The 23,304-nt window shown below is 62.0% G+C and carries 22 protein-coding genes and 1 tRNA gene; 20 read left to right on the top strand and 3 right to left on the bottom strand.

The annotated features are described in order from the left end of the window. The first annotated feature begins 1 nt into the window (after position 1). From WBQ96_RS05925 to WBQ96_RS05870, 12 genes are all read left to right on the top strand, one after another. A complete protein-coding gene (locus WBQ96_RS05925) occupies positions 2-784 on the top strand; it encodes an alpha/beta fold hydrolase (protein WP_336548312.1) in 783 nt (260 codons plus the stop codon). 10 nt (positions 785-794) lie between these two features. Then, entirely contained in the window at positions 795-1,460 is a 666-nt protein-coding gene (locus tag WBQ96_RS05920) for a glutathione S-transferase family protein (RefSeq protein WP_336548310.1), read from the top strand. Positions 1,461-1,511: 51 nt separating this feature from the next. Next, on the top strand, positions 1,512-2,660 hold the full coding sequence (locus WBQ96_RS05915) for a CaiB/BaiF CoA transferase family protein (RefSeq protein ID WP_442920918.1): 1,149 nt from the start codon (positions 1,512-1,514) through the stop codon (positions 2,658-2,660). Then, the gene (locus tag WBQ96_RS05910; RefSeq protein WP_336548306.1) at positions 2,660-3,289 is read left to right on the top strand and encodes a carboxymuconolactone decarboxylase family protein; all 630 of its coding nucleotides are present in this window, start codon (positions 2,660-2,662) and stop codon (positions 3,287-3,289) included. The genes WBQ96_RS05915 and WBQ96_RS05910 overlap by 1 nt, the downstream gene beginning before the upstream one ends. A gap of 92 nt (positions 3,290-3,381) precedes the next feature. Then, a complete protein-coding gene (locus tag WBQ96_RS05905; protein ID WP_336548303.1) occupies positions 3,382-4,131 on the top strand; it encodes a GntR family transcriptional regulator in 750 nt (249 codons plus the stop codon). 90 nt (positions 4,132-4,221) lie between these two features. Further along, on the top strand, positions 4,222-5,187 hold the full coding sequence (locus WBQ96_RS05900) for an aldo/keto reductase (protein ID WP_205826578.1): 966 nt from the start codon (positions 4,222-4,224) through the stop codon (positions 5,185-5,187). A gap of 20 nt (positions 5,188-5,207) precedes the next feature. After that, complete coding sequence (locus tag WBQ96_RS05895) at positions 5,208-6,659, top strand: aldehyde dehydrogenase family protein (RefSeq protein ID WP_336548300.1); 1,452 nt, start codon at positions 5,208-5,210, stop codon at positions 6,657-6,659. A gap of 10 nt (positions 6,660-6,669) precedes the next feature. Then, entirely contained in the window at positions 6,670-8,136 is a 1,467-nt protein-coding gene (locus tag WBQ96_RS05890; protein ID WP_336548298.1) for an aldehyde dehydrogenase family protein, read from the top strand. A 2-nt stretch (positions 8,137-8,138) separates the two neighbouring features. After that, the gene (locus WBQ96_RS05885; protein ID WP_336548296.1) at positions 8,139-8,918 is read left to right on the top strand and encodes an SDR family NAD(P)-dependent oxidoreductase; all 780 of its coding nucleotides are present in this window, start codon (positions 8,139-8,141) and stop codon (positions 8,916-8,918) included. A 134-nt stretch (positions 8,919-9,052) separates the two neighbouring features. Beyond that, complete coding sequence (locus WBQ96_RS05880) at positions 9,053-10,111, top strand: alpha/beta fold hydrolase (RefSeq protein WP_336548294.1); 1,059 nt, start codon at positions 9,053-9,055, stop codon at positions 10,109-10,111. A 169-nt stretch (positions 10,112-10,280) separates the two neighbouring features. Then, positions 10,281-11,330 carry a class I SAM-dependent methyltransferase gene (locus tag WBQ96_RS05875; RefSeq protein ID WP_336548292.1) on the top strand — a complete coding sequence of 350 codons (1,050 nt, stop codon included), beginning with the start codon at positions 10,281-10,283 and terminating at the stop codon, positions 11,328-11,330. Positions 11,331-11,786: 456 nt separating this feature from the next. Next, the gene (locus WBQ96_RS05870; protein ID WP_336548290.1) at positions 11,787-11,912 is read left to right on the top strand and encodes a hypothetical protein; all 126 of its coding nucleotides are present in this window, start codon (positions 11,787-11,789) and stop codon (positions 11,910-11,912) included. 64 nt (positions 11,913-11,976) lie between these two features. On the opposite strand, the gene WBQ96_RS05865 is transcribed toward WBQ96_RS05870, so the two are convergent. Beyond that, complete coding sequence (locus tag WBQ96_RS05865) at positions 11,977-12,315, bottom strand: RcnB family protein (protein WP_336548288.1); 339 nt, start codon at positions 12,313-12,315, stop codon at positions 11,977-11,979. 265 nt (positions 12,316-12,580) lie between these two features. Between WBQ96_RS05865 and WBQ96_RS05860 the strand changes: the two genes are divergently transcribed. Then, entirely contained in the window at positions 12,581-13,012 is a 432-nt protein-coding gene (locus WBQ96_RS05860; protein ID WP_336548286.1) for a hypothetical protein, read from the top strand. A 680-nt stretch (positions 13,013-13,692) separates the two neighbouring features. Here the strand turns inward: WBQ96_RS05860 and WBQ96_RS05855 are convergent. Beyond that, complete coding sequence (locus WBQ96_RS05855; RefSeq protein WP_336548284.1) at positions 13,693-14,466, bottom strand: DeoR/GlpR family DNA-binding transcription regulator; 774 nt, start codon at positions 14,464-14,466, stop codon at positions 13,693-13,695. A gap of 538 nt (positions 14,467-15,004) precedes the next feature. Between WBQ96_RS05855 and WBQ96_RS05850 the strand changes: the two genes are divergently transcribed. From WBQ96_RS05850 to WBQ96_RS05825, 6 genes are all read left to right on the top strand, one after another. After that, complete coding sequence (locus WBQ96_RS05850) at positions 15,005-15,517, top strand: TRAP transporter small permease subunit (RefSeq protein WP_336548282.1); 513 nt, start codon at positions 15,005-15,007, stop codon at positions 15,515-15,517. Further along, on the top strand, positions 15,514-16,851 hold the full coding sequence (locus WBQ96_RS05845) for a TRAP transporter large permease (RefSeq protein ID WP_091913117.1): 1,338 nt from the start codon (positions 15,514-15,516) through the stop codon (positions 16,849-16,851). The genes WBQ96_RS05850 and WBQ96_RS05845 overlap by 4 nt, the downstream gene beginning before the upstream one ends. A 47-nt stretch (positions 16,852-16,898) precedes the next feature. Beyond that, a complete protein-coding gene (locus tag WBQ96_RS05840) occupies positions 16,899-17,993 on the top strand; it encodes a twin-arginine translocation signal domain-containing protein (protein WP_336548279.1) in 1,095 nt (364 codons plus the stop codon). Positions 17,994-18,140: 147 nt separating this feature from the next. After that, entirely contained in the window at positions 18,141-19,541 is a 1,401-nt protein-coding gene (locus WBQ96_RS05835; RefSeq protein ID WP_336548277.1) for an NAD(P)/FAD-dependent oxidoreductase, read from the top strand. Beyond that, on the top strand, positions 19,538-20,764 hold the full coding sequence (locus WBQ96_RS05830; RefSeq protein WP_336548275.1) for an FAD/NAD(P)-binding oxidoreductase: 1,227 nt from the start codon (positions 19,538-19,540) through the stop codon (positions 20,762-20,764). The genes WBQ96_RS05835 and WBQ96_RS05830 overlap by 4 nt, the downstream gene beginning before the upstream one ends. Then, entirely contained in the window at positions 20,764-22,158 is a 1,395-nt protein-coding gene (locus WBQ96_RS05825) for an FGGY family carbohydrate kinase (RefSeq protein WP_336548274.1), read from the top strand. Before WBQ96_RS05830 ends, WBQ96_RS05825 begins: the two co-directional genes overlap by 1 nt. 204 nt (positions 22,159-22,362) lie before the next feature. On the opposite strand, the gene WBQ96_RS05820 is transcribed toward WBQ96_RS05825, so the two are convergent. Then, positions 22,363-22,438, bottom strand: a tRNA-Ile gene (locus tag WBQ96_RS05820). 134 nt (positions 22,439-22,572) lie between these two features. Here WBQ96_RS05820 and WBQ96_RS05815 point away from each other — a divergent pair. Further along, positions 22,573-23,289, top strand: coding sequence for an SIMPL domain-containing protein (locus tag WBQ96_RS05815; protein ID WP_336548272.1), 717 nt, complete (start codon positions 22,573-22,575; stop codon positions 23,287-23,289). Positions 23,290-23,304: the final 15 nt, after the last annotated feature.

Genomic DNA, 23,304 nt, shown 5'->3' with positions numbered 1-23,304 from the left:
CATGGAAGGCACATTCGTCCGCGACGGCGTGGCGCTGAACTACCGGATCGACAAGGCCGATCCGGCGGCGCCCTGGCTCGTGTTCGGCAACTCGCTGATGACCGACCTGTCGATCTGGGACGAACAAGTGGCGGCGCTTGCGAGCGCATGGAACATCCTGCGTTACGACCAGCGCGGGCATGGCCGATCCGGCGTGCCGCAGGCGGCTCTCGATATCCCGACGCTGGCTGAGGATCTGCTTGCGCTGATCGACTTCGTCGGTATCGGGCGCTGCACCTATGTCGGGCTCTCCATGGGCGTTCCGACCGGGCTTACCGCCGTCGGCGCGCGCCCTGCTCTTTTCGAACGCCTCATTCTGATCGACGGCCAGGCTCGCAGCGCGGCAACCGGACGCGCTTTTTGGGAAGAGCGGATCGCCTTTGCGCGCGAGCACGGCATGGCAGCACTTGCCGAGCAGACGGTGAAGCGCTGGCTTCGGCCGGCGCGTCATGCCTCCGCGCAGGCTGAACGGCTCCAGGACATGATCGCCACCACCCCGCTTGAGGGTTTTGTGGCCTGTGCCTCTGCCCTGCGAGAGTACGACCAGTCCGCCGTGCTGCCGCGGCTCGACATTCCCGTTCGGCTGATTGCCGGCGCCGAGGACGGCGCCATGCCGGCAACGATGAAAACGATGGCCGGGCAGATTGCAGACGCTGCGGTCGAAGCCCTACCGGATGCCGGCCACGTGCCCAACTTCGAGAAGCCGGCGGAGTTCAACGCCGCGCTCGCTGCGGCGTTGCGATGAGGACGCCCGAATGAAGCTTCTCTGGTCGCCGAAATCGCCTTTCGTCCGCAAGGTCATGATCGTCATCCACGAACTCGGGCTGGTGGACAGGATCGAGTTGGTGCGCGCTGTCGCGATGCCGCGCGGCGAGCCAAATCCCGTCATCCTGAAAGAAAACCCGCTCGGAAAAATCCCGACGCTTCTGGTGCCGGGCCTGCCGCCGATCTTCGATTCCGCCGTCATCTGCGATTGGCTCGCGAACCTTTCCGCCGACGGCGAAAGACTGATCCCGCGCGCCGGCGAACCGAGGCTCAGGCAACTGCGCTGGCAGGCATTGGGCGACGGGTTGACCGAGAATCTGCTGCTCTGGCGCATCGAGTGCCTAGGAGCAGACGGCGGCGATGCCGAGGTGATTGCATCCTATCGCGCGAAGGTGCGGGCAGCCCTTGCCGCGCTGGAAAATGAAGCAGGCGATCTCGCCTCCGCGTCATTCGGCATCGGCCAGATCGCCATCCTCTGCGCGCTCGGCCAACTCGACTTCCGCTTTTCGCAAAGCAGGTGGCGTGGCGCGCACCCGAAACTGACGGCGTGGAGCGAACTGCAAGCCGACCGGCCGTCAGTCGCCGCCACCGTCATCGTCAACGACCAGGGGGCGGACGAAGGCCCCATCATGAATCTTACTTTCGGAGAGGACTGACCTTTGGCCGGACCACTTTCACATATCCGCGTGCTCGATTTGAGCCGCATCATGGCAGGGCCCTGGTCTGGTCAGATCCTGGCCGACCTGGGTGCTGACGTCATCAAGGTGGAACGCACCAGCGAAGGCGACGACACCCGCAAATGGGGGCCGCCCTATCTGACCGGCAGCGATGGAAAGCCGACGAAGGAGTCGGGCTATTACCTGTCCGTCAATCGCGGCAAGCGTTCCGTCGAAGTGGATATCTCGACCGAACAGGGTCAGGCGGTCATCCGCGAGATCGCCAAGACTTCCGACATCGTTCTGGAGAATTTCAAGTCGGGCACGCTCGATCGTTACGGCCTGGGTTACGAGCATCTCAAGGCCGAGAATCCGCGCATCATCTATGCCTCCATCACCGGTTTCGGCACCACCGGGCCCAAGCGTGAGGATGTCGCCTACGACTTCATGGTCCAGGCCATGGGCGGGTTGATGAGCGTGACCGGCGAGCGCGACGATCTGCCGGGCGGCGGCCCGCAGAAGGTCGGCATCCCGATCATCGACATCATGACCGGCATGTACACGACGGTCGCCGTTCTTGCGGCACTCGCCAACCGCGACCAGACCGGCAAGGGCGACTATATCGACGTTTCCATGCTGGACGTCTCGGTGGCGATGCTGGCCAACCAGGCGATGAATTTCCTGGTGTCAGGCAAAACGCCAAAGCGTGGCGGAAACCGGCATCCGAACATCCAGCCGCAGGATGTCTTTGCGGTGGCCGACGGCCACATCGTGCTTGCCGTCGGCAATGACGAGCAGTTCCGACGCTTCGCCTCCGTCCTTGGCGCGCCGGAGTGGGCCGACGACGAGCGCTTTGCGACCAACGCCGCGCGGGTGACCAATCTGTCGATCCTGCATCCGATGATCTGCGAGCGTTTCGCGCGCGAGCCTCTGCAACACTGGCTGGCTAAGCTTGGCGCGGCGAAGGTTCCTTGCGGCCCCATCAACACCATCCCTATGGTTTTCGAAGAGCCGCAGGTGCAGCACCGCGAAATGCTGAGGGAACTGCCTCATCCGCTGGCGGGTTCCGTCAAGCAGGTGGTGAGCCCGATGCGCTTTACCGAAGCACCCCTTTCCTTCGATCGGCCGCCCCCGCTTCTGGGGCAGCATACCGACGAAATCCTCGCCTGTTTGGGCCTGACCGACGGAGCAACGACCTGATGTCCCAGCATACCCAGAACACATCGGCCGCACGGATTTCGCTTCCCGACACCGACGGCATGACGCCGGAGCAGCGCCGCGTCTTCGACGGCATCGTCACCGGACGCCGCGGCGAACTCGTGGGACCTTTGCGCGCGGCACTCCACAATCCGGAGCTTGCTGAACGGTGGAGCAAGCTGGGCGAAACGCTGCGTTACTGCACGCGCCTCCCGCCTCGCCTCTCCGAACTGGCAGTGCTGGTGACTGCGCGCGTCTGGAACAGCGAACTCGAATGGACCATTCACCGCCGTGCGGCAGAGGCGGCCGGGCTGGAAGCCGACATCATCGACGCCATCCGCGACGGCAAGGCTCCGCGCCTGATCAAGGAAGAAGACTGCGAAGTCTATCGCTTCGCCGCGGACATGCTCTCGACAGGCACCGTCTCCGACCGTGTCTATGAGGCGGTACTGGCGCGTTGGGACGAGGCCGGAACGGTCGAGCTTACCGCATTGGTGGGCTACTACTGCATGGTGGCGCTGACGCTCAACGTGCATCGCATCCCTCTGCCCGCTTCGATACGGCCGGACCTGCTTGGCGGAGGCACCCCGCCCGAAGGCCTAAGCCCGATCCCACAACTCGTGGATGCATGAGGCCGAGGACTTGGAAAGGCGGACAAAAACAGACATATGCTAGCATATAGCATTTTCACTCGGCTCGAAGGGCCCAGCGAAGGAGAACGTCTTTGTCTGCTTCTACCCAGGGAAACACAGCCGAAGCGCTGAAAAAGAGTGCGATTTCGCGGTATATCCAGCTCGCTTCCCTGTTCAAGCGGCGTATCGAGACCGGTGAGTGGGCGGTTGGCGGGCAAATTCCGACCGTTGAGATGCTGGCGAAGGAATGCGGCGTTGCGGCCATGACGATCCGCCATGCGCTCAACATCCTCGAAGCTGACGGCATGATCGAGCGATATCGTGCCAAGGGCACGTTCGTGAAGCAGCGTCCGGTCAACGACATGTGGTGCCAGGTCCAGACAGACTGGAGCGGCATGCTGCTTGCACGCGAGAATGCCAAAATCGAAGTACTGTCCGACGAGCGCAATGTTTCCCTGCCGGCACGCAGTTTCAAGATCGGCAAGCCGGCGCCTGCCTACCGGCATCTCCAGCGTCGCCACACGCGCGACGGCGAGGCCTTCCTGCTCGCCGATGTTTATGTCGCCGAGCGTATTGCATCCCAGATTCCCGAAGACGACTACAGCACCAAGACAGCCCTGAGGCTCGTTGCCGACGTGCCCGGGCTGGTCATCACCGACGCAACCCAGACGCTCACCATCGACAGTGCGGATCTCTATATCTCCGAGAAGCTCGACATCCCCATCAGCAACCCGGTGGCACGGGTGGAGCGCTGTGCGGTGGACAGCAACGGAGAGCTGGTTCTCGTCGCCGACGGCACCTATCGAGGCGACCGGGTGCGCATCGATTTCAAGCTCCGGTGACGTAAAGTATAAAAACATATATTATTGACTTATAGGGTTTCGCATGCGATGCCGTCGTCGCCTGCGCATGGCCGGCGGGAGGAGAAGAGCTTGCAATACGTTCAGTTGGGCCGCACCGGTACGCGCGTCTCGAACATCTGCTTCGGCACGATGTCGTTCGGCTCCTACAGCGACGCATCCACAGCCAGGGCGATGTACGACCACTGCCGGGAACTCGGCATCAACTTCTTCGATTGCGCTAATTCCTATGCCGGAGGCGGCAAGGCAGAAGCCATTCTCGGCGACCTGCTAGGCTCCGATCGCGACCGCGTGGTCATCACCACCAAGGTCTGCCGGCCAATGTCGCAGGACACCAACGGGTCCGGCCTGTCGCGGCGTCACATCATGCAGGAGGTCGAAAACAGCCTGCGCCGCCTGAAGACCGACCGCATCGACGTCTATTTCGCTCATCACTATGACCCTTACACACCGCCCGAAGAGACCCTGCGCGCCTTCGACGACCTGCAGCGCCAGGGCAAGATCATTTATGCCGGCGTTTCCAATTGGGCCGCCTGGCGCATAGCCGACGCCATCGGCATCTCCCGGCGCGAGGCGCTGGCGCGGTTCGACGTCGTGCAGCCGATGTACAATCTGGTGAAGCGCCAGGCCGAGTTCGAGCTGTTTCCGCTCGCCCAGGTCATGGGCCTCTCCGTCATGGTGTTCTCGCCCCTCGCCTCCGGCCTTCTGACCCGCGCGAACGCCAATACATCCGGCCAGCGCAGCGGCCGGCTTGCCGAAGCCCGCTATCTCAAGCGCTACGAGGACCAGCGCAATTTCGAGATCGCCGCCGAATTCTGCGCGATCGCGGATGAGGTGGGGGTCGATCCCGCCATGCTGGCGGTCGCCTGGGCTGCCTCGCACCCGGCCGTCACCGTTCCCATTATCGGCGCCGAAAGCGTCGAGCAGGTCGGCAACTATGTCGAGGCGGTGAATTTTGCCATGACCCCGGAACTGCGGCAGAGGATTTCCGACCTCTCCCCGCTCCCGACCTACGAAATCGAACGCACCATCGACTGATGGCGAAGGACGAGACGACCATGCAGACTTCCTCCCCAATCACCCTCGACCACCTGATCGGCAACAAGGATGTGACCTCGTCCTCCTATGCCGAACTGCGCGACCCGGGACGGCTCACCGATATCGTCGGCCTGATCGCGCAGGGGGATGCGGCGACCGTCGACGCAGCCGTTCGCGCCGCGCACGAGGCCTTCCAGAGCTGGAAGAAGACGAGCTATGAGGAACGCGCCGCACTTCTGCGCGCCGCCGCCGACCTGCTTGAGGTAGAGGCTAACGCGGTCGTCGAGATCATGGCGCGCGAGTCCGGCATGCTGGTCGGCACCAACAAGGCCGAGATCGGCATGGCGGCGAATATCGTGCGCGACAATGCCGAGGCGGGTGAAGAATTTCTCAAGCCGATGGAAGTGTCGGACGCCGAAAGCTGGGTCAGCGTCGAGAAGCGCCCCATCGGCGTGATTGCCGACATCGTTCCCTGGAATGCGCCGATCATCCTGACCATGCGCAAGGTTGCGCCGGCACTGGTCTGCGGCAACACGGTCGTGATCAAGCCCGCGCCGACGGCCCCCATCGGCCTGACCATGCTGCTCAAGAAAATGGCCGCGCTCTTCCCTGCCGGCGTGATCAACGTCGTGCATGGCGGTGGCGATGTCGGGCATACGCTCTCCGTCCATCCGCTGGTGCGCAAGGTTTCCTTCACCGGCGGTGGAGCCGTTGCACGGCAGATCATGAAGGCGGCGGCCGATGGCCTCAAGGGCGTGCAGTTCGAGCTGGGAGGCAACGATCCCTCCATCCTGTTGCCGGACGCAAATTTCGACGACGCCATTCCAAAAATCCTTGGCGGGGCGTTCCGCCGTTCGGGACAATTCTGCTTCGCAGTGAAGCGCGTCTACGTTCCTTCGGAGGCCTATGCCGATGTCGTTGCGCGCCTTGAGGCCGAAACCGACAAGTTCCGCATCGGCCATCCGCTCGATCAGGGCGTGACCTTCGGCCCGATAAACAATCGCGGCCAGTTCGACTTCCTCAAGGGCTTGCTCGAACGCACGCGCGCCAGCGGTGCGACAGTTCGGGAACTCGGCACGGTTGCCGATCCGGCGGGCTGGGACAACGGCTATTACATGCGCCCCGCGATCGTCTCCGACATCGCCATGGATGCGGAACTGGTCCAGATCGAGCAGTTCGGTCCAATCCTGCCGGTGGTGAAATACGATTCCCTCGACGAGGTCATCGAGAGCGTGAATGCGGGCGAACTGGGTCTCGGCTCAAGCCTGTGGACGCGCGACTTCGACGAGGCGCTGAAGATCGCGCGCCGTATCGAAGCCGGGATGACCTTCATCAACAATGTCGGGACATCGCGGCTCGGCCAGAAGAACATCCCCTTCGGCGGCGTCAAGCAGAGCGGCATCGGACGCGAAAGCTCACCCATCGGGCTTCGCGAATATGTCGAATACCACGCCCTCAACTATCACAAGTGAGGACTGCGCGATGACCTCTACGAAAACCCTCACCATCGACAATTTCATCGCCGGCAAATGGGAAGGCGGCGCTGACCGCTTCGAAGTCCGCGATCCCGGCCGCACCGCCGACATCGTCGCAACTGTTGCCGTCGCCGACGCAGGCGCGGTCGACCGCGCGGTGAATGCAGCACATGCCGCCCTCAAGCCCTGGTCCAACGTTTCCGTCGCAGAGCGCGCCGAAGCCGTGCTGCGCGCCGCCGACCTGATCGAGGCTGAGGCCGGCAAAGGTCTCGACGGTCTCGTCGGCGTTGTGGTTCGCGAAACCGGCATGCTGCCGGCAGAGATCACGATGGAGTTCCGCGGTGCCGCCTTCGCATCCCGCGACAATGTCGAGGCCGCCAGGATCGCGCTTGAACCCAGGATCATCGAGGACGAAGCCTCGATCGTGCGCATCGAGCACAAGCCCATCGGCGTGGTGGCGGCAATCGTGCCGTGGAACGCGCCCATCGTGCTGCTGATCCGCAAATTCGCGCCGGCATTGGTTGCCGGCGACACGCTGGTCATCAAGACGCCGCCGACCGCGCCAGCAGGTATCGCGCTGCTGATGGAAAAGCTTGCACCGCTCTTCCCCGAGGGTGTCATCAACGTGGTGCATGGAGGCGCGGAAACGGGTGCCGCACTGGCCGCCCATCCCAAGGTTCGCCTGGTGTCCTTCACCGGCGGCGGCGTGGCCGCCAAGGCCATCATGAAGACCGCTGCCGAGACGCTGAAGAACGTACAGTTCGAACTCGGCGGCAACGACGCGGCAATCGTGCTCGACGATTTCGACCTGGACGGGCAAATCCCGACGCTTGCGGCCGGCGCATTCCACCGGTCGGGCCAGTTCTGCTTCGCCATCAAGCGGCTCTATGTGCCGGATTCGATCTATGACGCGTTCTTCGACAAGCTCGCCGCCCATCTCGACAAGGTGCGCATCGGCCATCCGCTGCATCCCGAGACGACCTTCGGCCCGATCAACAATGGGGCTCAACTGAGCTATCTCAAGGGCCTTATCGAAAAGACGAAGCAAGCGGGCGGCGAACTGATCGAGCTTGGCACGCCCGTCTCTCCTGAGACCTGGGACGAAGGCAACTATCTGCGCCCGGTTCTGGTGAAGGATCCCGGCCCCGATTTCGACATCGTCACCTGCGAGCAGTTCGGACCTGTCCTGCCGGTTATGCGCTACACGGACGAGGACGCCGTGGTGGAACTGGCCAATGGCACCGACTACGGCCTCGGTTCTTCGGTGTGGACATCGAATTTCGAGCGCGGCGTCGCTTTTGGGCGGCGGCTTGAGGCCGGCATGACCTTCATCAACAAGAACGCTCAATCACGCCTCGGTCGTCGGCACATGCCGTTCGGCGGCATCAAGCAGAGCGGCATCGGCACCGAAAACTCGGAACTCGGCCTGGCCGAATTCACCGAGATCCACGCGATGAATTTTCACAAGGTGTGACGATGGCTCTGCCTGATTTTCCGACCAACCTGACTCCATCCCTTCTCGCCGGCAAGACTGCGCTAGTCACCGGCGGCGTCTCCGGCATCGGCCAGGCCATCGCCTCGCTGTTTGCGGCAAGCGGCGCGAAGGTCATCATTGCTGATCTCTCCCTGCCCGAGAGCGATGCGCCCGCCGATTGCGGAGTGGGTCCGGGCTGGCGCTGCGACGTCTCTGATGAAGCAAGCGTGGCGGTGCTGGCCGAGCGCATTGCGCGCGCGGAAAAGAAGCTCGACCTGCTGGTCAATTGCGCCGGCGTTCCGCAGTCAGCGACCCCGATCGACACGATGACGGTCGACGGCTGGGATCGCATCATGAACGTCAATGTGCGTTCGCTTTTCCTCACCACGAAACATTTCCTGCCCTTGCTCAAGACGGGCGGAAACGCGGCGATCGTCAACATCTGCTCGGTCGTCGGCGTGCGGCCGAAGGCTGGCCTCGCGGCCTATAGCGCCTCGAAGGCCGCAGCCATCGCGACCACCCAGTCGCTTGCGCTCGAACTGGCCAAGGACGGCATCCGTGTGAACGGCATCAATCCCGGCGCCACCGAAACGCCGATGCTTTCGGGTTTCACCCATGGGCAGCAGGTGCATGAGGTCGTCGGCAGCTTCGCCAGCCAGATTCCGATGGGCGAGATCATCCGGCCGAGCGATGTGGCTGGTGCAGCACTCTACCTGGCATCGGACCTCGCCAGGCTCGTCACGGGTGCGGTCATTAACGTCGACGGCGGCCGTTGCGTTTAACTGCCACGGCAGCCACCCGCCGGCGCTGACCCTTGCGCAAAAAGCCCCGCCACCCTTTCGGCGTAGACGGCTGATCGATCAGGGCTATGAGATCGGGCCTGTTGCCCGACTTTCCGCTGCGGTATCCTTGGAGGATGAAACTCAGCCAGAGCATACGGTTCTGCACCTCTGTCGACGGCACTCGGATTGCCGTCGCGTCGTGTGGAGAGGGACCGGTGATCCTGCGGGCGGCGCACTGGCTGAGCCATGTCGACTACGATCTCGAAAGCCCCGTGTGGCGGCCATGGCTCCAGGCGCTTTCGGCCCGCAACCGGTTTGTGCGTTACGATCCACGCGGCTGCGGCCTGTCGGACAGGCATGTCGCCGATCTGTCGATTGAAGCGTGGCATGCGGATCTGGAGTCCGTAGCCGCATCGATCGAGGAGCCGCGCTTCGTCCTCCTCGGTCTTTCGCAGGGCGGCGCCCTCGGCATCGCATATGCACTAAGGCATCCCGAGCGCGTGTCGCATCTGGTGCTGCTGAACGCCTATGGTCAAGGCGGGCGGGTTCGAGCGCAGACGGAAGCCGAGCGGCTGGAGGCAGAGACCCTTGTCAACTTCATTCGCATCGGCTGGGGTCGCGACAGTCCCGCGTTCTGCCAGTTCTTCACCAACCTCTTCATACCCGACGGGACGCCCGAACAGCATCGCTGGTGGGGCGATCTTGAGCGCGTAACGGCAACCGCCGACGTCGCAGCACAACTGCTTTCGCAGATGCAGGGGATCGACGTGCTGGACCTTGCAGCGAAGATCCGCGTCCCGACATTGATTGCGCATAGCCGCGGCGACATGCGTGTGCCGTTCAACGAAGGCTGCAAGCTGGCGGCCGCGATCCTGGGCGCGCGCTTCGTTCCGCTTGAGAGCAAGAACCATGTGCTTTTGCCGGACGAGCCGGCCTGGGCTGTGTTCCAGGCCGAACTTGCTGCGTTTCTCGGGCAGGATCGGCCATCGCCGCCGCGCGCGGTCCGTGAGGCTGGTCTCACGCCCGCCGAGGCAGCGCTTCTCGACCTCGTTGCAGAGGGGCTCGACAACCGTGCGATCGCAGAACGTCTCGGCAAGAGCGTGAAGACCGTGCGCAACCAGTTGTCGGTGATCTTCAGCAAACTTGGCGTGCACAGCCGCTCGCAAGCGATCGTCATGACGCTGTCTAAGTAGCCGACGGATCGCAGCGGTCTCCCGCCCTTTCCCGGCACGGATCGGGACATCTGTCCTCTCCGTTGCCTGATTTCCTCACCTGTTCGGGACAGCCGCCTCATGCTCACCGGCACGACTGGTCTCATCCTTGCACTGACGGAGGGGCAACATGCCGTCCGAAGGAGGAACCATGACACAACTCAACGAAACCACCCTCAATGAACTCGTGGGCCGCGTCCTTGGCGACCTTGGCGGAGCAGTCAGCGTGCCGCTGGTGAGGATCGGAGACGCGCTCGACCTGTACAAGACCCTGAAGGAGATCGGGCCGGCCAATGCCGACGAGCTTGCCGATGCCGCGGGATGCGCGACCCGCTACGTGCGCGAGTGGCTGTCAGCGCAGGCGGCCTCGGGCTATGTGCACTACGAGAACGGACGGTTCTCGCTGACGCCCGAGCAGTCGTTCGTGTTTGCAGAGCCCGACAGCCCGGTTAATCTGATCGGCGCGTTCGATACCGCTGCTGCGATGGTCGAGAACCAGCGGAAGGTGCAGGCGGCCTTCAAGACCGGCCGCGGCGTTGCCTGGGGTGATCAGGCCGGCTGCATGTTCTGCGCCGTGGCGCGGCTGTTCCGGCCCGGCTACGTGAATGCCCTGGTGCAGGAATGGCTGCCGGCGCTCGATGGAGTGATCGACAAGTTGAAGGCCGGTGCCACGGTGGCCGACGTAGGGTGTGGCCACGGACTGTCGACGGTCCTGATGGCGCAGGCGTTCCCAAATTCCCGGTTTACCGGCTACGACTTCCATCCGGCGTCTATTGCCGCCGCGACCGCGCACGCCCGAGCGCACGGCATGACGAACCTGCACTTCGAGGTTGGCCGGGCGCAGGACTTCGCAGGGCGTGACTTCGATCTGATCACCTGCTTCGACTGCCTGCACGACATGGGCGATCCCAAGACCGCGGCAGCGCACATCAGAAAGGCGTTGAAACAGGGCGGCACGTGGATGGTGGTCGAGCCCATGGCCGGCGATACGCTGGAAGACAACATCAATCCGGTTGGAAGGCTCTATTACTCGGCATCGACGATGATCTGCGTTCCCACCTCGCTGGCGCAGGAGACGGGGCTCGCGCTTGGCGCGCAAGCGGGTGAAAAACGGCTGGCCGAGGTGATCCGGTCAGGTGGTTTCACGCATGTCCGGCGGGCGGCCCAGACCCCACTCAACATGGTGCTGGAAGCGACCTGACGGCAAATGACGGCGCCCGTGTTCGACACCCGGGCGTCACTATTTGACCGGATAGAAGCGTAGATCGAATTTCCCGGCCTTGCATTGCAGGCTGTAACAAAGGTTGAGTGCCAAGGTCGCCGCACAGGACCGCACTTTAACCTTCGATTGACTCTTGGCCTTCATATCTCGTTCATGGATGACGAGCAGAAAACAGCCTCTGATTGGCGCGCGACGGTACTATGCTTGGTTCACGTCGCGATTTTGTTCGCCCCCATCGCGATCGCGCTGGGCGTGCTGGTGGGGCTGTCTACCAGCCAAGAGCGATTTGCCGGCAAACCGGACCCGATCGTCACGAGCACAATTCGGCAAAGATAGAGTCCACCCATCTGGGAGTTTCCGCGTCCAGAAGCAGGTACTAATATCGTGAGATACTGCGCCCTGACCAAGTGAGCTGAAACCTTCAGGAGGAAGTCCGTGGACAAAACCTCTCTAATCGCCGAGTTGAGCTGGCTGGCAGCACTTCCGTTTCTGGTGATCGCAATCCGGCTTCACGAATTCCTGGCCAGGACGGCCACTCCCTCGCCGGTAATTCGCCGATAAAGCCACTCCATGAAAAGGCGGCTCCTCAGAACCGCCCTTTGCTCGATTGACCTGCCGTCCGGTGTTAGCGACCGGCGGCGATGCCTGCGATGATACCGGTCGCCATTGAGATCAGCAGATAGTCGTTGTCGACCTTCACCCACTGCTGACCCCTGCCAGGACGCTTCAATCCGTAGCGGTGATAATCGCGGACATGCTGCTTTCGCTTCCAGTCGCTCATTCGGCTGCCCTTCGACCACCGCTGCTTCCCGGCGAACGGCTTGCGCGCCTCGTGCTTCTTGTTGAAATGCGACGGTCCACTTTGCTGCTGCATGCCCTGCGGAGGCCGATGGTACTGCTGTGCCTGAGCCATCGGAACTGCAAGCATGGAGATCGCCACTGCTGCGAGAACAATTCGTTTCATTGGGAGGGGTCCTTCTCATTCACGCCTGACTTCTACGTGTCGAAGGGTGAACCGGATATGAACACCAGCATTAACAATCCGTAATGTTTTCAATTACTTGTCATATGATTTTAATACGCGCTCACTACAATTCAGCGGCGGCGCACGCTTTCCTCTCCGCAGTGAGTGCCGCCGCAGATATCGCCGGGCCCCGCAGCGGTTGCAGCGTCGTGAATTTGCATGACGGCGTTTCGGCGGTTACCTTGCCGCCCTCACGGAGTGAAGCATGGATTATCGAACAGCCACTACCGCCGACCTTACCGCCATCTTTCGAGACCTCGCCAATCGAATGGCTGACCAGTATGCGACGGCCGGCCTGAATATCGACGAGGTGAAGGACGAATTCATGATGGCCCTGAGAGAGGGCCGCGGCCATACCTTGCTCGAGGATGGGAAACCGGTCGCAATAATCGCGTGGCGGGAGATCAATCACGCAGCTCAAACGGCTTTTGCAGCCCACGAGAGCTTCTTTTCCAGGTCTTCAGTCCGCTTCTGCAAAAAACACATCAGGCGCATCCAGGCACTCTGCGGGAACCTTCCAATCCATTCCTACAGCTGGTCGGACCGGCCGGAAGTCGCGAAGTGGTTCCGCATTCTCGGATTCAGGGAAGTGGAGCGCGGGAAAGGCTTCGTTATCTTCGAACTCGACCCTGAATGATCGTTCTACGTCTCAGATCGCCGTTGGCTACGCGAAGGAGATGCCCCAGATTATGCCGCCGAACTACTGGCTGCGCACGAGCCGGGGATTGATGATGCTCTAGCTATCTCACCAGAGGCTCGAGCGGAGCAATCGAGCGTGCGGATCGGCATCCGCCAGATTCCACCGCCTTAATCGCACAAAATTGCCTGGCGGTTTGCTCGGAAGAACTCGATTGGCAGCCAGAAACAAAGAAGCCAATTGCGAGCGTTGTGCAGATCGAAAGCCATTGCATTTGCGATACTCCACGTATGTTCTGCGCGAAGTCTATCACCGAGTGCCGGCAAGTCTAGAAAACAACCTGTGATCGGCGCTCTCATCTTGTCGGTATTGGCTGTGGATCTGGCCCCGGATCGGGCATTGGTCCCGGTGGCGTCGGGGGCATCGGGTCAGGCACTGGCCGCGGCGGTGTTGCTGCTTGTCTCGGTGGCACCCTCACCTCGTCGGGATTCGGTAGCGGCTCCTCGTCGGGCAACCTGTCTGGCTCCGGCTCCTCTATCGGGGGCTGTGCCGGCATCGGGTTCGGCAATTCTTCGTCGTCGTTTGGCCGTTTCGGTCCTGCCATGGTTTTCTCCATTCATGTCGAAGGACAACCCGGCTGCAGGCAGCATTGTTCCATAGCTAAATCGCCTGGATTGCTCTCACCCTGAAACGATCACATCGATACCGGCAGCGGAAAGAGCAGCCTGTATCGTGTCGCCAGGAGGGACATCGGTCACGAGAGTGTTTATGCGGGCAAGCGGCACGACCTCGAAGACTGCGCGGCGATCGAACTTGCTGTGGTCGGCAAGCACCGTCACACGGTCAGCCCGCTCGATCATGGCTTTTGCCACTTCGGCCTCCTGCAGGTCGAAATCCATGACGCAGTTTGCGTCGATCGCGCCGATTGTGATGACTGCATGGCGGACACGGAACTTGCCGATCTGCTCAAGGGCGAGAGGGCCGAGGCTTTCGCCGGCATCCGAGCCGTAGGCGCCGCCGATCAGAAAGACCTTGTGGCTGGGGTTGCTTGCCGCCGTCGCCGCGATCCGTGGTGAATTTGTGATGATGACGAGCGCCTCGAGCCCCACCAGCGCCTCGGCCATCGCAACCGTGGTGCTGCCCGTGTCGATAAAGAGCGAGTCATCAGCCTGGAAGAGACGGGCTGCTGCCTGAGCGATCTTTCTCTTGGCTTCGGCATTCTGCGCCAGCCGCAGGGCGTATGGCCCCTCCATTTCCATGGCCGATGTGGATATGGTCATCACACGCGCGCCGCCATGAAATTTTCGGACCTTACCTCGTGCGTCGAGACGGGTAAGGTCACGGCGGATCGTCTCGCGCGAAACCGCCAGCGCCTCCGCCAGTTCGTCCACCGTCATTTCACTTGCGCGGCCAAGCATCGCAACGATTTGATCCTGGCGTTCGGATGGCTGCATTTTGGTGCCTTCTGTCAGCGCGAATCGAGGCGAAGCCGCAATCTGCTACACAAACAGCGATATAGCGAAGAGACCGTTCGGTCAATATTTCCGACACAGCGTGACTGTTCGGTCAAATTTGGAAGAAAATATCGATCGTTCGGTCATATTTTTGAAAGTTTGGTCTTCACTTCCCTCAAAAACCGGCTAGAGTGCTCGCAGATGCGAGAAAGAGGCAAACTCGCGCGCATCTGTCGTTGAGGGCGATGCAAGGGGAACAACAATGACTGCTTTTCAGAAACGCTTCGTATTGCCGTAGCGGCGCTTAGCCGGCGGGATACTGCATCGCACCCAAGTGCGGCTGCACGTTTGTCGGCAAACCATCGGGTGAATTGAACGGACTCGGCCTGGCCGGCTCCGAATGATTTTTTGCGCCCAGATCTATGGCTGGCTTCCGCCGATAGGGCCATTGGCAAAGCCGACGGGGCAGCGTTCGCAAAGCGGGGAACGGAGTGGACATGAAACCAAAGAACATGAAACAGCCGATGGGAGAACGCCATTGCATCCGCTGATTGCCGGTTATGTCCGCTGGACGGATCGGATATCCGATTATGTCGGCTACCTCGCCGCGTCGCTCATCTTTTTCATGGGCGGTACGCTGATCTTCGATGCAATCACCCGCAATCTCCTCAAGATGCCCGTTCACTGGGCGGTAGAACTCACGCAGTTCACCCTTGCTGCCTATTATTTCATGGGCGGCCCGATCACGCTCAAGAACAACGATCACGTCCGCATGGACCTCTGGTATTCGGGGCTCTCCGAACGCGGCAAGGCCAAGGTCGATCTCGCCACCATCGGCTGCATGATCTTCTATCTCGGCGTGTTGCTCGCGGGCTCCATCTCCAGCCTGCAATACGCGCTAACCACCAATGAGCGGCGCTTCTCGATCTGGAATCCTTCGGTGATTCCCATCAAGTCGCTGATGGTGGTCTGTCTCGTGCTGATGCTGATGCAGGCGGTATCGCTTGTCTTCAAGCACATCGCCACCCTGCGCGGAGAGGACCTGCGATGAGCTACGAGATGATCGCACTTCTCATGTTCGCGTCGATGGTGATCCTGCTCGTATCCGGGCAGCGTGTCTTTGCCGCCATCGGTTTCGTGGCGGCCGGCGCGGCGTTGCTGCTTTATGGTCCAGGTGCTGCCGACCTGCCGTTCAACCAGGTGTTCAAGCTGTTCAACTGGTACGCGATGCTGACGCTGCCCATGTTCATCTACATGGGCTACATCTTGTCGGAGTCCGGCATCGCCGAAGACCTCTACAAGATGCTGCACGTCTGGTTCGGGCGCTTGCGCGGCGGCCTGGCCATCGGCACGATCTTCCTGATGGTGATCATCTCGGCGATGAACGGGCTCTCGGTCGCCGGCATGGCAATCGGCGCCACGATCGCGCTGCCGGAGATGTTGCGGCGCGGCTACGACAAGGTGCTGATTTCCGGCGTCATACAGGGTGGGTCGTCCCTCGGCATCCTGATTCCGCCATCGGTCGTGATGGTGCTTTACGGCATGATCGCCCGTCAGCCGGTGTCGAAGCTGTGGTTCGCCGGGCTTATCCCGGGCCTGCTCATGGCCGGACTTTTCGTCCTCTATGTCGTCATCCGCGCCAGGCTCAACCCGAAGCTTGCCCCGACTGTCGCCGACGAAGAGCTGAACATGCCGCTTGGCGAGAAGCTCAAGCTGGCGCGGGCGGGCATCGTCCCCTTTGCCATCTTCTTCTTCATGACCGGGCTGTTCGTGTTCGGCTACACCAGCCTGGTCGAAAGCTCCGCGGTCGGCGCGTCGGCGGCCACGCTGGCGGCCATTCTCAAAGGCCGGTTCACCTGGCGGCTGGTGCGCGAGACGTCGATGAAAACCCTCGCCGTCTCCTGCATGTTCCTGTGGCTCATCCTCGCCGCCCTCGCCTTCGGCGCGGTGTTCGACGGCCTGGGTGCGGTGAAGGCGATCGAAAGCGTCTTCATTCACCAGTGGGACCTCAATCCCTGGACCATCATCATCATGATGCAGGTCAGCTTCATCATCATGGGGATGTTCCTCGACGACACAGCCATGCTGGTCATCGTGGCACCCCTCTATATCCCGCTGGTAAAGCTGCTCGACCTCGGCTTCGACAACCAGCTGATCTGGTTCGGCGTGCTTTACACGATCACCTGCCAGATCGCCTACATCACCCCGCCCTTCGGGTACAATTTGTTCCTGATGCGCTCGCTGGCGCCGAAGGAAATCACCCTGATCGACATCTACAAGTCCATCTGGCCCTTCGCCCTGATCATGATGCTCACCATCGCACTGGTGATGATCTTCCCCGGGCTCGCGCTATGGCTTCCGGAACAAATGAGAGTGAAAGGCTGATCGCCAAGTCGGCCAGGAGTGTCCTTAAAAAACCAGAGGAGAACAAAGTGACCGAAGAAACGAAAAAACAAAGTGCTTCCCAGAAGATACTTTCCACGCGCCGTCATTTCCTGACCAACGCAGGGCTGGGCGTAGGCGCTGCGGTGGCGGGCTCGACGCTCGCCGCGCCTTATGTCAACGCCCAGAGCGGTCCGATCAAGTGGCGGCTCCAGACCTATTCGGGAGCACCGCTCGGCGCACATGTCATCAAGCCGCAAATCGATGCCTTCAACAAGGCCGCCAACGGCGAGATGGAGATCGAACTCTATTACGCCGATCAGCTCGTTCCTACCTCCGACCTCTTCCGCGCCCTTCAGAGCGGGACGATCGACGCCGTGCAATCGGACGAGGCCACAATGGCCTCGCCGGTCGATATCGCCGTGTTCGGCGGCTACTTCCCCTTTGCTACGCGCTACAGTCTCGATGTGCCGGCCCTGTTCCGCTACTACGGCCTGAAGGAGATCTGGGAAGAAGCCTATGCGGAAGTTCCCAACGTCACCTGGCTTTCCGCCGGCGCCTGGGATCCGCTGCAGATCTTTACCGTGGACAAGCCGATCCGCAGCCTGGCCGACATGCAGGGCCTGCGCGTGTTCGGGGTGCCGACCGCCGGCAAGTTCCTCTCGCGTTACGGCCTGGTGCCGGTCACCATTCCGTGGGACAATGTCGAAGTGTCGCTGCAGACGGGCGAGCTCGACGGTGTCGCATGGTGCGGCTTCACCGAAGCCTACGAGGTGGGCTGGGCCGATGTCTGCAAATACGCGCTCACCAACTCCCTCACCGGCGCGTGGTTCGGCAGCTATTTCGCCAATACGGCAAGCTGGGAAAAGGTGCCGCCGCATCTGCAGGAACTTTTCCGCATCACCATCGACCAGTCGCATTATTACCGCGATGTCTGGTACTGGGGCGGCGAGGCGAAGCTGCGCGTCGAGGGCGAAAAGATGGAGCTGACCTCGCTGCCTGCCGACGAATGGAACCAGGTGGCCAAGGATGCGGAAAGCTTCTGGGACGAGACCGCCTCATCCAGCCCGCGCGCCGGCAAGGTCGTCGCGGCTTTCAAGAAGTACAGCGAGACGATGCAGAAGGCCGGGTACCCGTACCGCTGATCGCGCATCGTAGAACCCAGAACGCTCCGCCCTCGAAGGGGCGGAGCAGGTGGTCGCGGGTGCCAGCACATCGCCCTCCAATTTGGGCGATCTTCCCTGCCGCGTGCCGTTCCGGCCTCCAGACATGACCATGAAAGGGAGCCGCCGATGCTCCAAACCCCACACCCGGAATTGTACGACGTCGCCATCATAGGCGCGGGCGTTGTCGGTTGTGCTGTTGCGCGGCGCTTCGCGCTCGCCGGGGCAAAAGTGGTGCTGATCGAAAAAGGCGCGGACATACTGTCCGGCGCATCCAAGGCCAACAGCGCCATTCTTCACACAGGTTTCGATGCGCCACCCGACAGTCTCGAACTTGAACTCATACGGGCGGGTCGCGAGGAATATCTTGAGATACGCGAAAGCCTGAACCTCGCACTGGTCAAAACCGGTGCGCTCGTCTGCGCATGGAGCGGCGAGGACGCGGAAAAGCTCGAAGAAATCGAGAAGCAAGGCCGGGTGAACGGCGTGTCTGAACTCAGGCTGCTTTCCGCATCCTCGGCGCGCGAGACAATGCCGGGACTGGCCGGCCGGCTCGTCGCCGCGCTTGAGGTGGAGGGCGAGCACATCATCGACCCATGGTCCGCCCCGCTCGCCTATCTTACCCAGGCCGTAGCCTTGGGTACCCATTTTCTGCGGGGAGCGGAACTTCTCAAAGGTACGTTCGGTGACGGCTGGACGCTCGAGACAACGAATGGTGCTGTCCGCGCCTCGGCCGTCGTCAACGCCGCCGGACTTTACGGGGACGTTGTGGATCAGCGACTTGGCTTTGCGGCCGAATTCCGGATCAAACCCCGGAAAGGTCAGTTCGTCGTGCTCGACAAGGCTGCCTGCCGCCATGTCCCACGCATCGTGCTGCCCGTTCCCACCGCAACCACCAAGGGCATCGTTGTCTGCCCCACGGCATTCGGCAATGTGCTGATCGGCCCCACGGCTGAAGAACAGGAGGACCGGGTTCGCGCGACCGTAGAAACCGGAACCTTGCAGACCCTGCTGCAGCGAGGCGCGGAAATCGTACCCGCACTTGCCGATATTCCCGTGACGGCCGTCTATGCCGGCCTGCGGCCGGCGACGGAAGAGAAGGCATATCGCATTTTTGCCAGGCCAGAAAAACGCGCCATCACGCTGGGCGGCATCCGCTCCACTGGTCTCAGCGCAGCGCTCGGACTTGCCCAGCACGCGATGAAACTCCATGCAGCCTTCGGTGAAAAGTTCGAAGCGCCGCCGTTGATCCCGGAAGTATCCGTACCCAACCTCACGGAAACCCTGGAGCGCGACTGGCAGCGTCCAGACCATGGCGAAATCGTCTGTCACTGCGAGTTGGTCACCATGCGTGAGATCGAAGCAGCGATGGCGAGCCCGGTTCCACCCGGCGATTTCGGCGGCCTGCGGCGGCGTACACGTGCCGGAATGGGCCATTGCCAGGGCTTCTACTGCAATGCGCGCCTTGCCGCCATGACGAAAGGGCAGCTTGTGACTTCCCTCGCCACTGGGGAGCAGGGCAAACAATGAGCACCGTCGCGGATGTGATCGTTGTCGGTGGCGGGCCAGCGGGCGTTGCCGCAGCCGTCGAATTGCGCCGGCGTGGCGTGAAGCATGTCACCATTGTCGACCGGGAACCGCATCTCGGCGGGGCAACACGGCATTGCAGCCATTCGCCCTTCGGCATGCGGGAATTCGGACGCCTCTATTTCGGCGCCGCCTATGGCCGCCGGCTCGAAAGATCGGCCGCTGCGGCTGGTGTCGAAGTGTTGACGGGACATTCGGTCGTCTCCCTTGGAGAGCAAGGCGCGTTGACGGTTACCTCCCCGCGCGGCGTTGAAACGATGAGCGCGAAGCGCGTGGTGATCGCCACCGGCGCGCGGGAAACGCCGCGTTCGGCCCGTTTCATCTCCGGCGACCGCCCGGTCGGGGTCGTTACGACAGGAACGCTGCAATCCTATGCGGCTTTCCATGGCCTGATGCCCTTCCGTCGCCCGCTGATCGTCGGGTCGGAGCTCGTCTCCTACTCAGCGCTGCTCACCTGCCTTGCGCATGGGGCAAGGCCGGTAGCGATGGTCGAGCCGAATCCTTACGCGCTGGCACGGGCACCCTTCACCTGGTTTCCGCGTCTTGCGGGTATCCCGTTTCATCGCGGCGCAGAGCTGATCGATATCGTGGGCCAGAACCGTGTCGAGGCGGCCACGATCAGGCTCGAAGATGGCACGGTGCAAACACTCGCCTGCGACGGCATCCTGCTGACCGGATGTTTTACGCCCGAATCAGCGCTCTTGCTGCGCTCTTCGCCGGGTGTCGCTCCGGGAAGCGCAGGGCCAGCCATCGACCAAGACGGACGGATGCAGAACCCGGCCTACTTTGCGGGCGGCAATGTGCTGCGCGCGGTGGAGACGGCTGGCTGGTCTTTCCGCGAGGGGCGCAGGGTCGGCGCAGCCGTCGCTGAAGATCTCGCTAGGGGCACCGTGGGAGAAGCACCCGTGACGGTAGGCTTCGACAGCCCCATAAAACTGGTAGTTCCGGGCCTTCTGCGCCGCAGCGGACTTGCCATTCCGGCTTTCCACGATTTCCAGCTGCGTTTCCAGCGCCGTGTCCGCGGTTGTCTTTCGCTCGAAATCGACGGACGGGAGGTGTGGAGCCGTAAAGCGCTCTGGTTGCCAGAGCGGCGCATTCTCGTGCCGATCCCGCCCGCGGCATTCAATGCGGGAAGCGTCCATTTCCGTTTCACGGAGGAAAGCTGATGCGTGTTGCGGCCGTCGATCAAGGCACGACCTCAACCCGCTGCCTAGTTGTCGAGGACGGCGGAAAGGCAAGGGTCGCCGCGAGCATTCGCCATGAGCAGCATCACCCCGCGCCGGGCCGGGTGGAGCACGACCCCGAAGAGCTTTTGCGAAATATCCGCTCCGTGCTCGATGCTGACGGTCCCGTCGATGCCATCGCCATTGCAAACCAGGGCGAAAGCTGCCTCGCCTGGGACGCCGAGACCGGCAAGGCGCTGCATCCGGTCATCGTCTGGCAGGATGCGCGAACGGCCAGGGAACTCGAAGCCTTAGGAGCGGCAGCTGAAGCGCGCTCGAAAGCCGTTTGCGGACTGCCGCTCGATCCATATTTCTCCGCGAGCAAGATGGCATGGCTGCTGAAGAATGTGCCCGCCGTGTCGGAAGCACACACCCAGGGCCGCCTGCGTCTCGGAACAACCGACGCCTTCTTCCTCGACCGCCTGTGCGGCTCGTTCAGAACCGATCTCGCGACCGCATCGCGCACTGGCCTGCTCGATCTCGCAAAGGGAGGCTGGAGCGCCGAGATGTGCGAGCTTCACGGCGTGCCGCGCGAATGCCTGCCGGAAATCGCTGCGGTCGATGGTGGCTTCGGCCTGCTCGGCGGCACACCGGTCAAGGTTTCCATTGTCGACCAGCAGGCCGCTCTCTACGGCCATGGTTGCCGTATGCCCGGCGACTGCAAGATCACCTTCGGCACAGGCGCTTTTCTGCTGGCCGTGAGCGGCAATGAACGCCCCGCGGTCGAAGGCCTCCTACCTACGATCGCCTGGAAAGAGCAAGGCAAGCCGGCAGTTTTTGCGATCGAGGGCGGGGTCTACGATGCGGGAGCTGCACTTGAATGGGCACGGTCAGCCGGCTTTTTCGCAGATGTCGGCGAGCTCGACGCCTTTGACGGGCCTTCCGCACTCAGCCGGGATCTTGTCTTCGTGCCCGCGCTCTCCGGGCTCGCCGCTCCTTATTGGGACCGCGAGGCAGCGCCACTTCTCATCGGGATGGATCACGCAACGAGCAGGCGTGATCTCGCGCGAGCGGTGCTCGAAGGCATCGCAATGCTGACGGTCGGCCTTATCGACGAAGCCGCCCGGTCGGCTGGCGTCGGCAAAACCATCTCCATTGACGGCGGCATTTCGCAAAGCGCCTATTTCGCCCAGTTTCTGGCCTCGGCCAGCCAGCGCACCATCGTCGTGCCGGAAATGTTCGAACTCACGGCGCTGGGCCTTGCCGAACTGGCCGGCATCGACTGCGCCGCCGGCCGCGCCATCGCCAGGACTTTTCAGCCCGATAGCACCGTTTCCGACGAAGATCGTCGCCGCTTCACCAAGGCGGTCGAGCGCGCACGCGGCTGGCGAGAATGAGTTGCTGGGGACTGGCCGCGCTCAAAAGCGAAACCTTTCTTTCGAAATTTTGCGCACCACTCATAAGGGTCTGATTTTTACCCTTCTCTTCGTCTGATCCACCATTGGCAGGGTTTTGCCGATTGTGCACGACGGAGGGAGTTCGAGTCCTAATTTTGGACTCGATACGAAAAACCAAATAAAATCAAATGGTTATATATATTCTGGTGGGCCCGGAGGGACTCGAACCCCCAACCAAGCGGTTATGAGCCGCCGGCTCTAACCATTGAGCTACAGGCCCCACGCGGGCTGGATAGTGTCTTTTTCACGCTGGCACAAGGCTTTCTCGGCAAACTCAACAAGGATGCCGCAATCAACTCATAATTGCGGCATAATCCGACTCGTCTAGGGACGACCGACATTGGAGATTTTTGAATGACGAAAGCCTATCTACCTTTGGCGCTAGCCGCTGCCCTTGCCGTTCCTGCCGTTGCCGCATCCGCGCAGTCCATGCCGCCGGCACCCCCGCGCATCATCGTGACCGGCGAAGGCGAAAAGGCTGTCGCGCCGGATCTGGCGCTGCTTTCGTTGAGCGTCATGCGCGAAGCAAAGACGGCGCGCGAGGCGCTCAGCGCCAACAACGACGCCATGGCCGCCGTGATTTCGGCGATGAAGGCAGCCGGTATCGAGGTTCGCGATCTCCAGACTTCCGGTATCCAGATTTCGCCACGCTACAACTACACCAACAAGCCGGATGGCAGCCAGGATGCCGAACTCGTCGCCTATCAGGTCACCAACACACTGTCGGTTCGCATCCGCGACCTCGACAAGGCTGGCGACATTCTCGACAAGTCGGTTTCGCTCGGCGTCAACCAGGGCGGCGGCATCACCTTCTCCAACAATGATTCGTCGGCCGCCCTCACCGAGGCGCGCAAGCTGGCAGTCAAGGATGCCATCGCCAAGGCCAAGGTGCTGAGCGAAGCCGCCGGCGTGCAGCTTGGCCGCGTCATCGAGATCGCGGACCAGAATTTTGCGCCGCCGCCGATGCCGATGGGCAAGGCCATGTCCTTTGATCGCGCCGAAGCGGTCCCGGTGCAGGCCGGCGAGAACTCATACCGCGTGCAGGTCAGCGTGACTTTCGAGATCAAATAACGGCTCTGGCGCAAC

The sequence above is a fragment of the Mesorhizobium sp. CCNWLY176 genome (genome assembly GCF_037153935.1).
In the GTDB taxonomy this organism is placed as follows: Bacteria; Pseudomonadota; Alphaproteobacteria; order Rhizobiales; family Rhizobiaceae; genus Mesorhizobium_M; species Mesorhizobium_M zhangyense.
The sequence above is the reverse complement of the archived record's forward strand: the minus strand, read 5'-3'. Positions and strand labels throughout refer to the sequence as shown.

What these genes read in the sequence shown, in the direction of transcription:
- WBQ96_RS05825 (WP_336548274.1), top strand. Translation starts at nt 20,764, where the DNA reads ATGCGTGTTGCGGCCGTCGATCAAGGCACGACCTCAACCCGCTGCCTA.
- WBQ96_RS05815 (WP_336548272.1), top strand. Translation starts at nt 22,573, where the DNA reads ATGACGAAAGCCTATCTACCTTTGGCGCTAGCCGCTGCCCTTGCCGTT.
- WBQ96_RS05845 (WP_091913117.1), top strand. Translation starts at nt 15,514, where the DNA reads ATGAGCTACGAGATGATCGCACTTCTCATGTTCGCGTCGATGGTGATC.
- WBQ96_RS05880 (WP_336548294.1), top strand. Translation starts at nt 9,053, where the DNA reads ATGAAACTCAGCCAGAGCATACGGTTCTGCACCTCTGTCGACGGCACT.
- WBQ96_RS05920 (WP_336548310.1), top strand. Translation starts at nt 795, where the DNA reads ATGAAGCTTCTCTGGTCGCCGAAATCGCCTTTCGTCCGCAAGGTCATG.
- WBQ96_RS05875 (WP_336548292.1), top strand. Translation starts at nt 10,281, where the DNA reads ATGACACAACTCAACGAAACCACCCTCAATGAACTCGTGGGCCGCGTC.
- WBQ96_RS05890 (WP_336548298.1), top strand. Translation starts at nt 6,670, where the DNA reads ATGACCTCTACGAAAACCCTCACCATCGACAATTTCATCGCCGGCAAA.
- WBQ96_RS05895 (WP_336548300.1), top strand. Translation starts at nt 5,208, where the DNA reads ATGCAGACTTCCTCCCCAATCACCCTCGACCACCTGATCGGCAACAAG.
- WBQ96_RS05865 (WP_336548288.1), bottom strand. Translation starts at nt 12,315, where the DNA reads ATGAAACGAATTGTTCTCGCAGCAGTGGCGATCTCCATGCTTGCAGTT.
- WBQ96_RS05915 (WP_442920918.1), top strand. Translation starts at nt 1,512, where the DNA reads ATGGCAGGGCCCTGGTCTGGTCAGATCCTGGCCGACCTGGGTGCTGAC.
- WBQ96_RS05835 (WP_336548277.1), top strand. Translation starts at nt 18,141, where the DNA reads ATGCTCCAAACCCCACACCCGGAATTGTACGACGTCGCCATCATAGGC.
- WBQ96_RS05860 (WP_336548286.1), top strand. Translation starts at nt 12,581, where the DNA reads ATGGATTATCGAACAGCCACTACCGCCGACCTTACCGCCATCTTTCGA.
- WBQ96_RS05925 (WP_336548312.1), top strand. Translation starts at nt 2, where the DNA reads ATGGAAGGCACATTCGTCCGCGACGGCGTGGCGCTGAACTACCGGATC.
- WBQ96_RS05910 (WP_336548306.1), top strand. Translation starts at nt 2,660, where the DNA reads ATGTCCCAGCATACCCAGAACACATCGGCCGCACGGATTTCGCTTCCC.
- WBQ96_RS05855 (WP_336548284.1), bottom strand. Translation starts at nt 14,466, where the DNA reads ATGCAGCCATCCGAACGCCAGGATCAAATCGTTGCGATGCTTGGCCGC.
- WBQ96_RS05830 (WP_336548275.1), top strand. Translation starts at nt 19,538, where the DNA reads ATGAGCACCGTCGCGGATGTGATCGTTGTCGGTGGCGGGCCAGCGGGC.
- WBQ96_RS05885 (WP_336548296.1), top strand. Translation starts at nt 8,139, where the DNA reads ATGGCTCTGCCTGATTTTCCGACCAACCTGACTCCATCCCTTCTCGCC.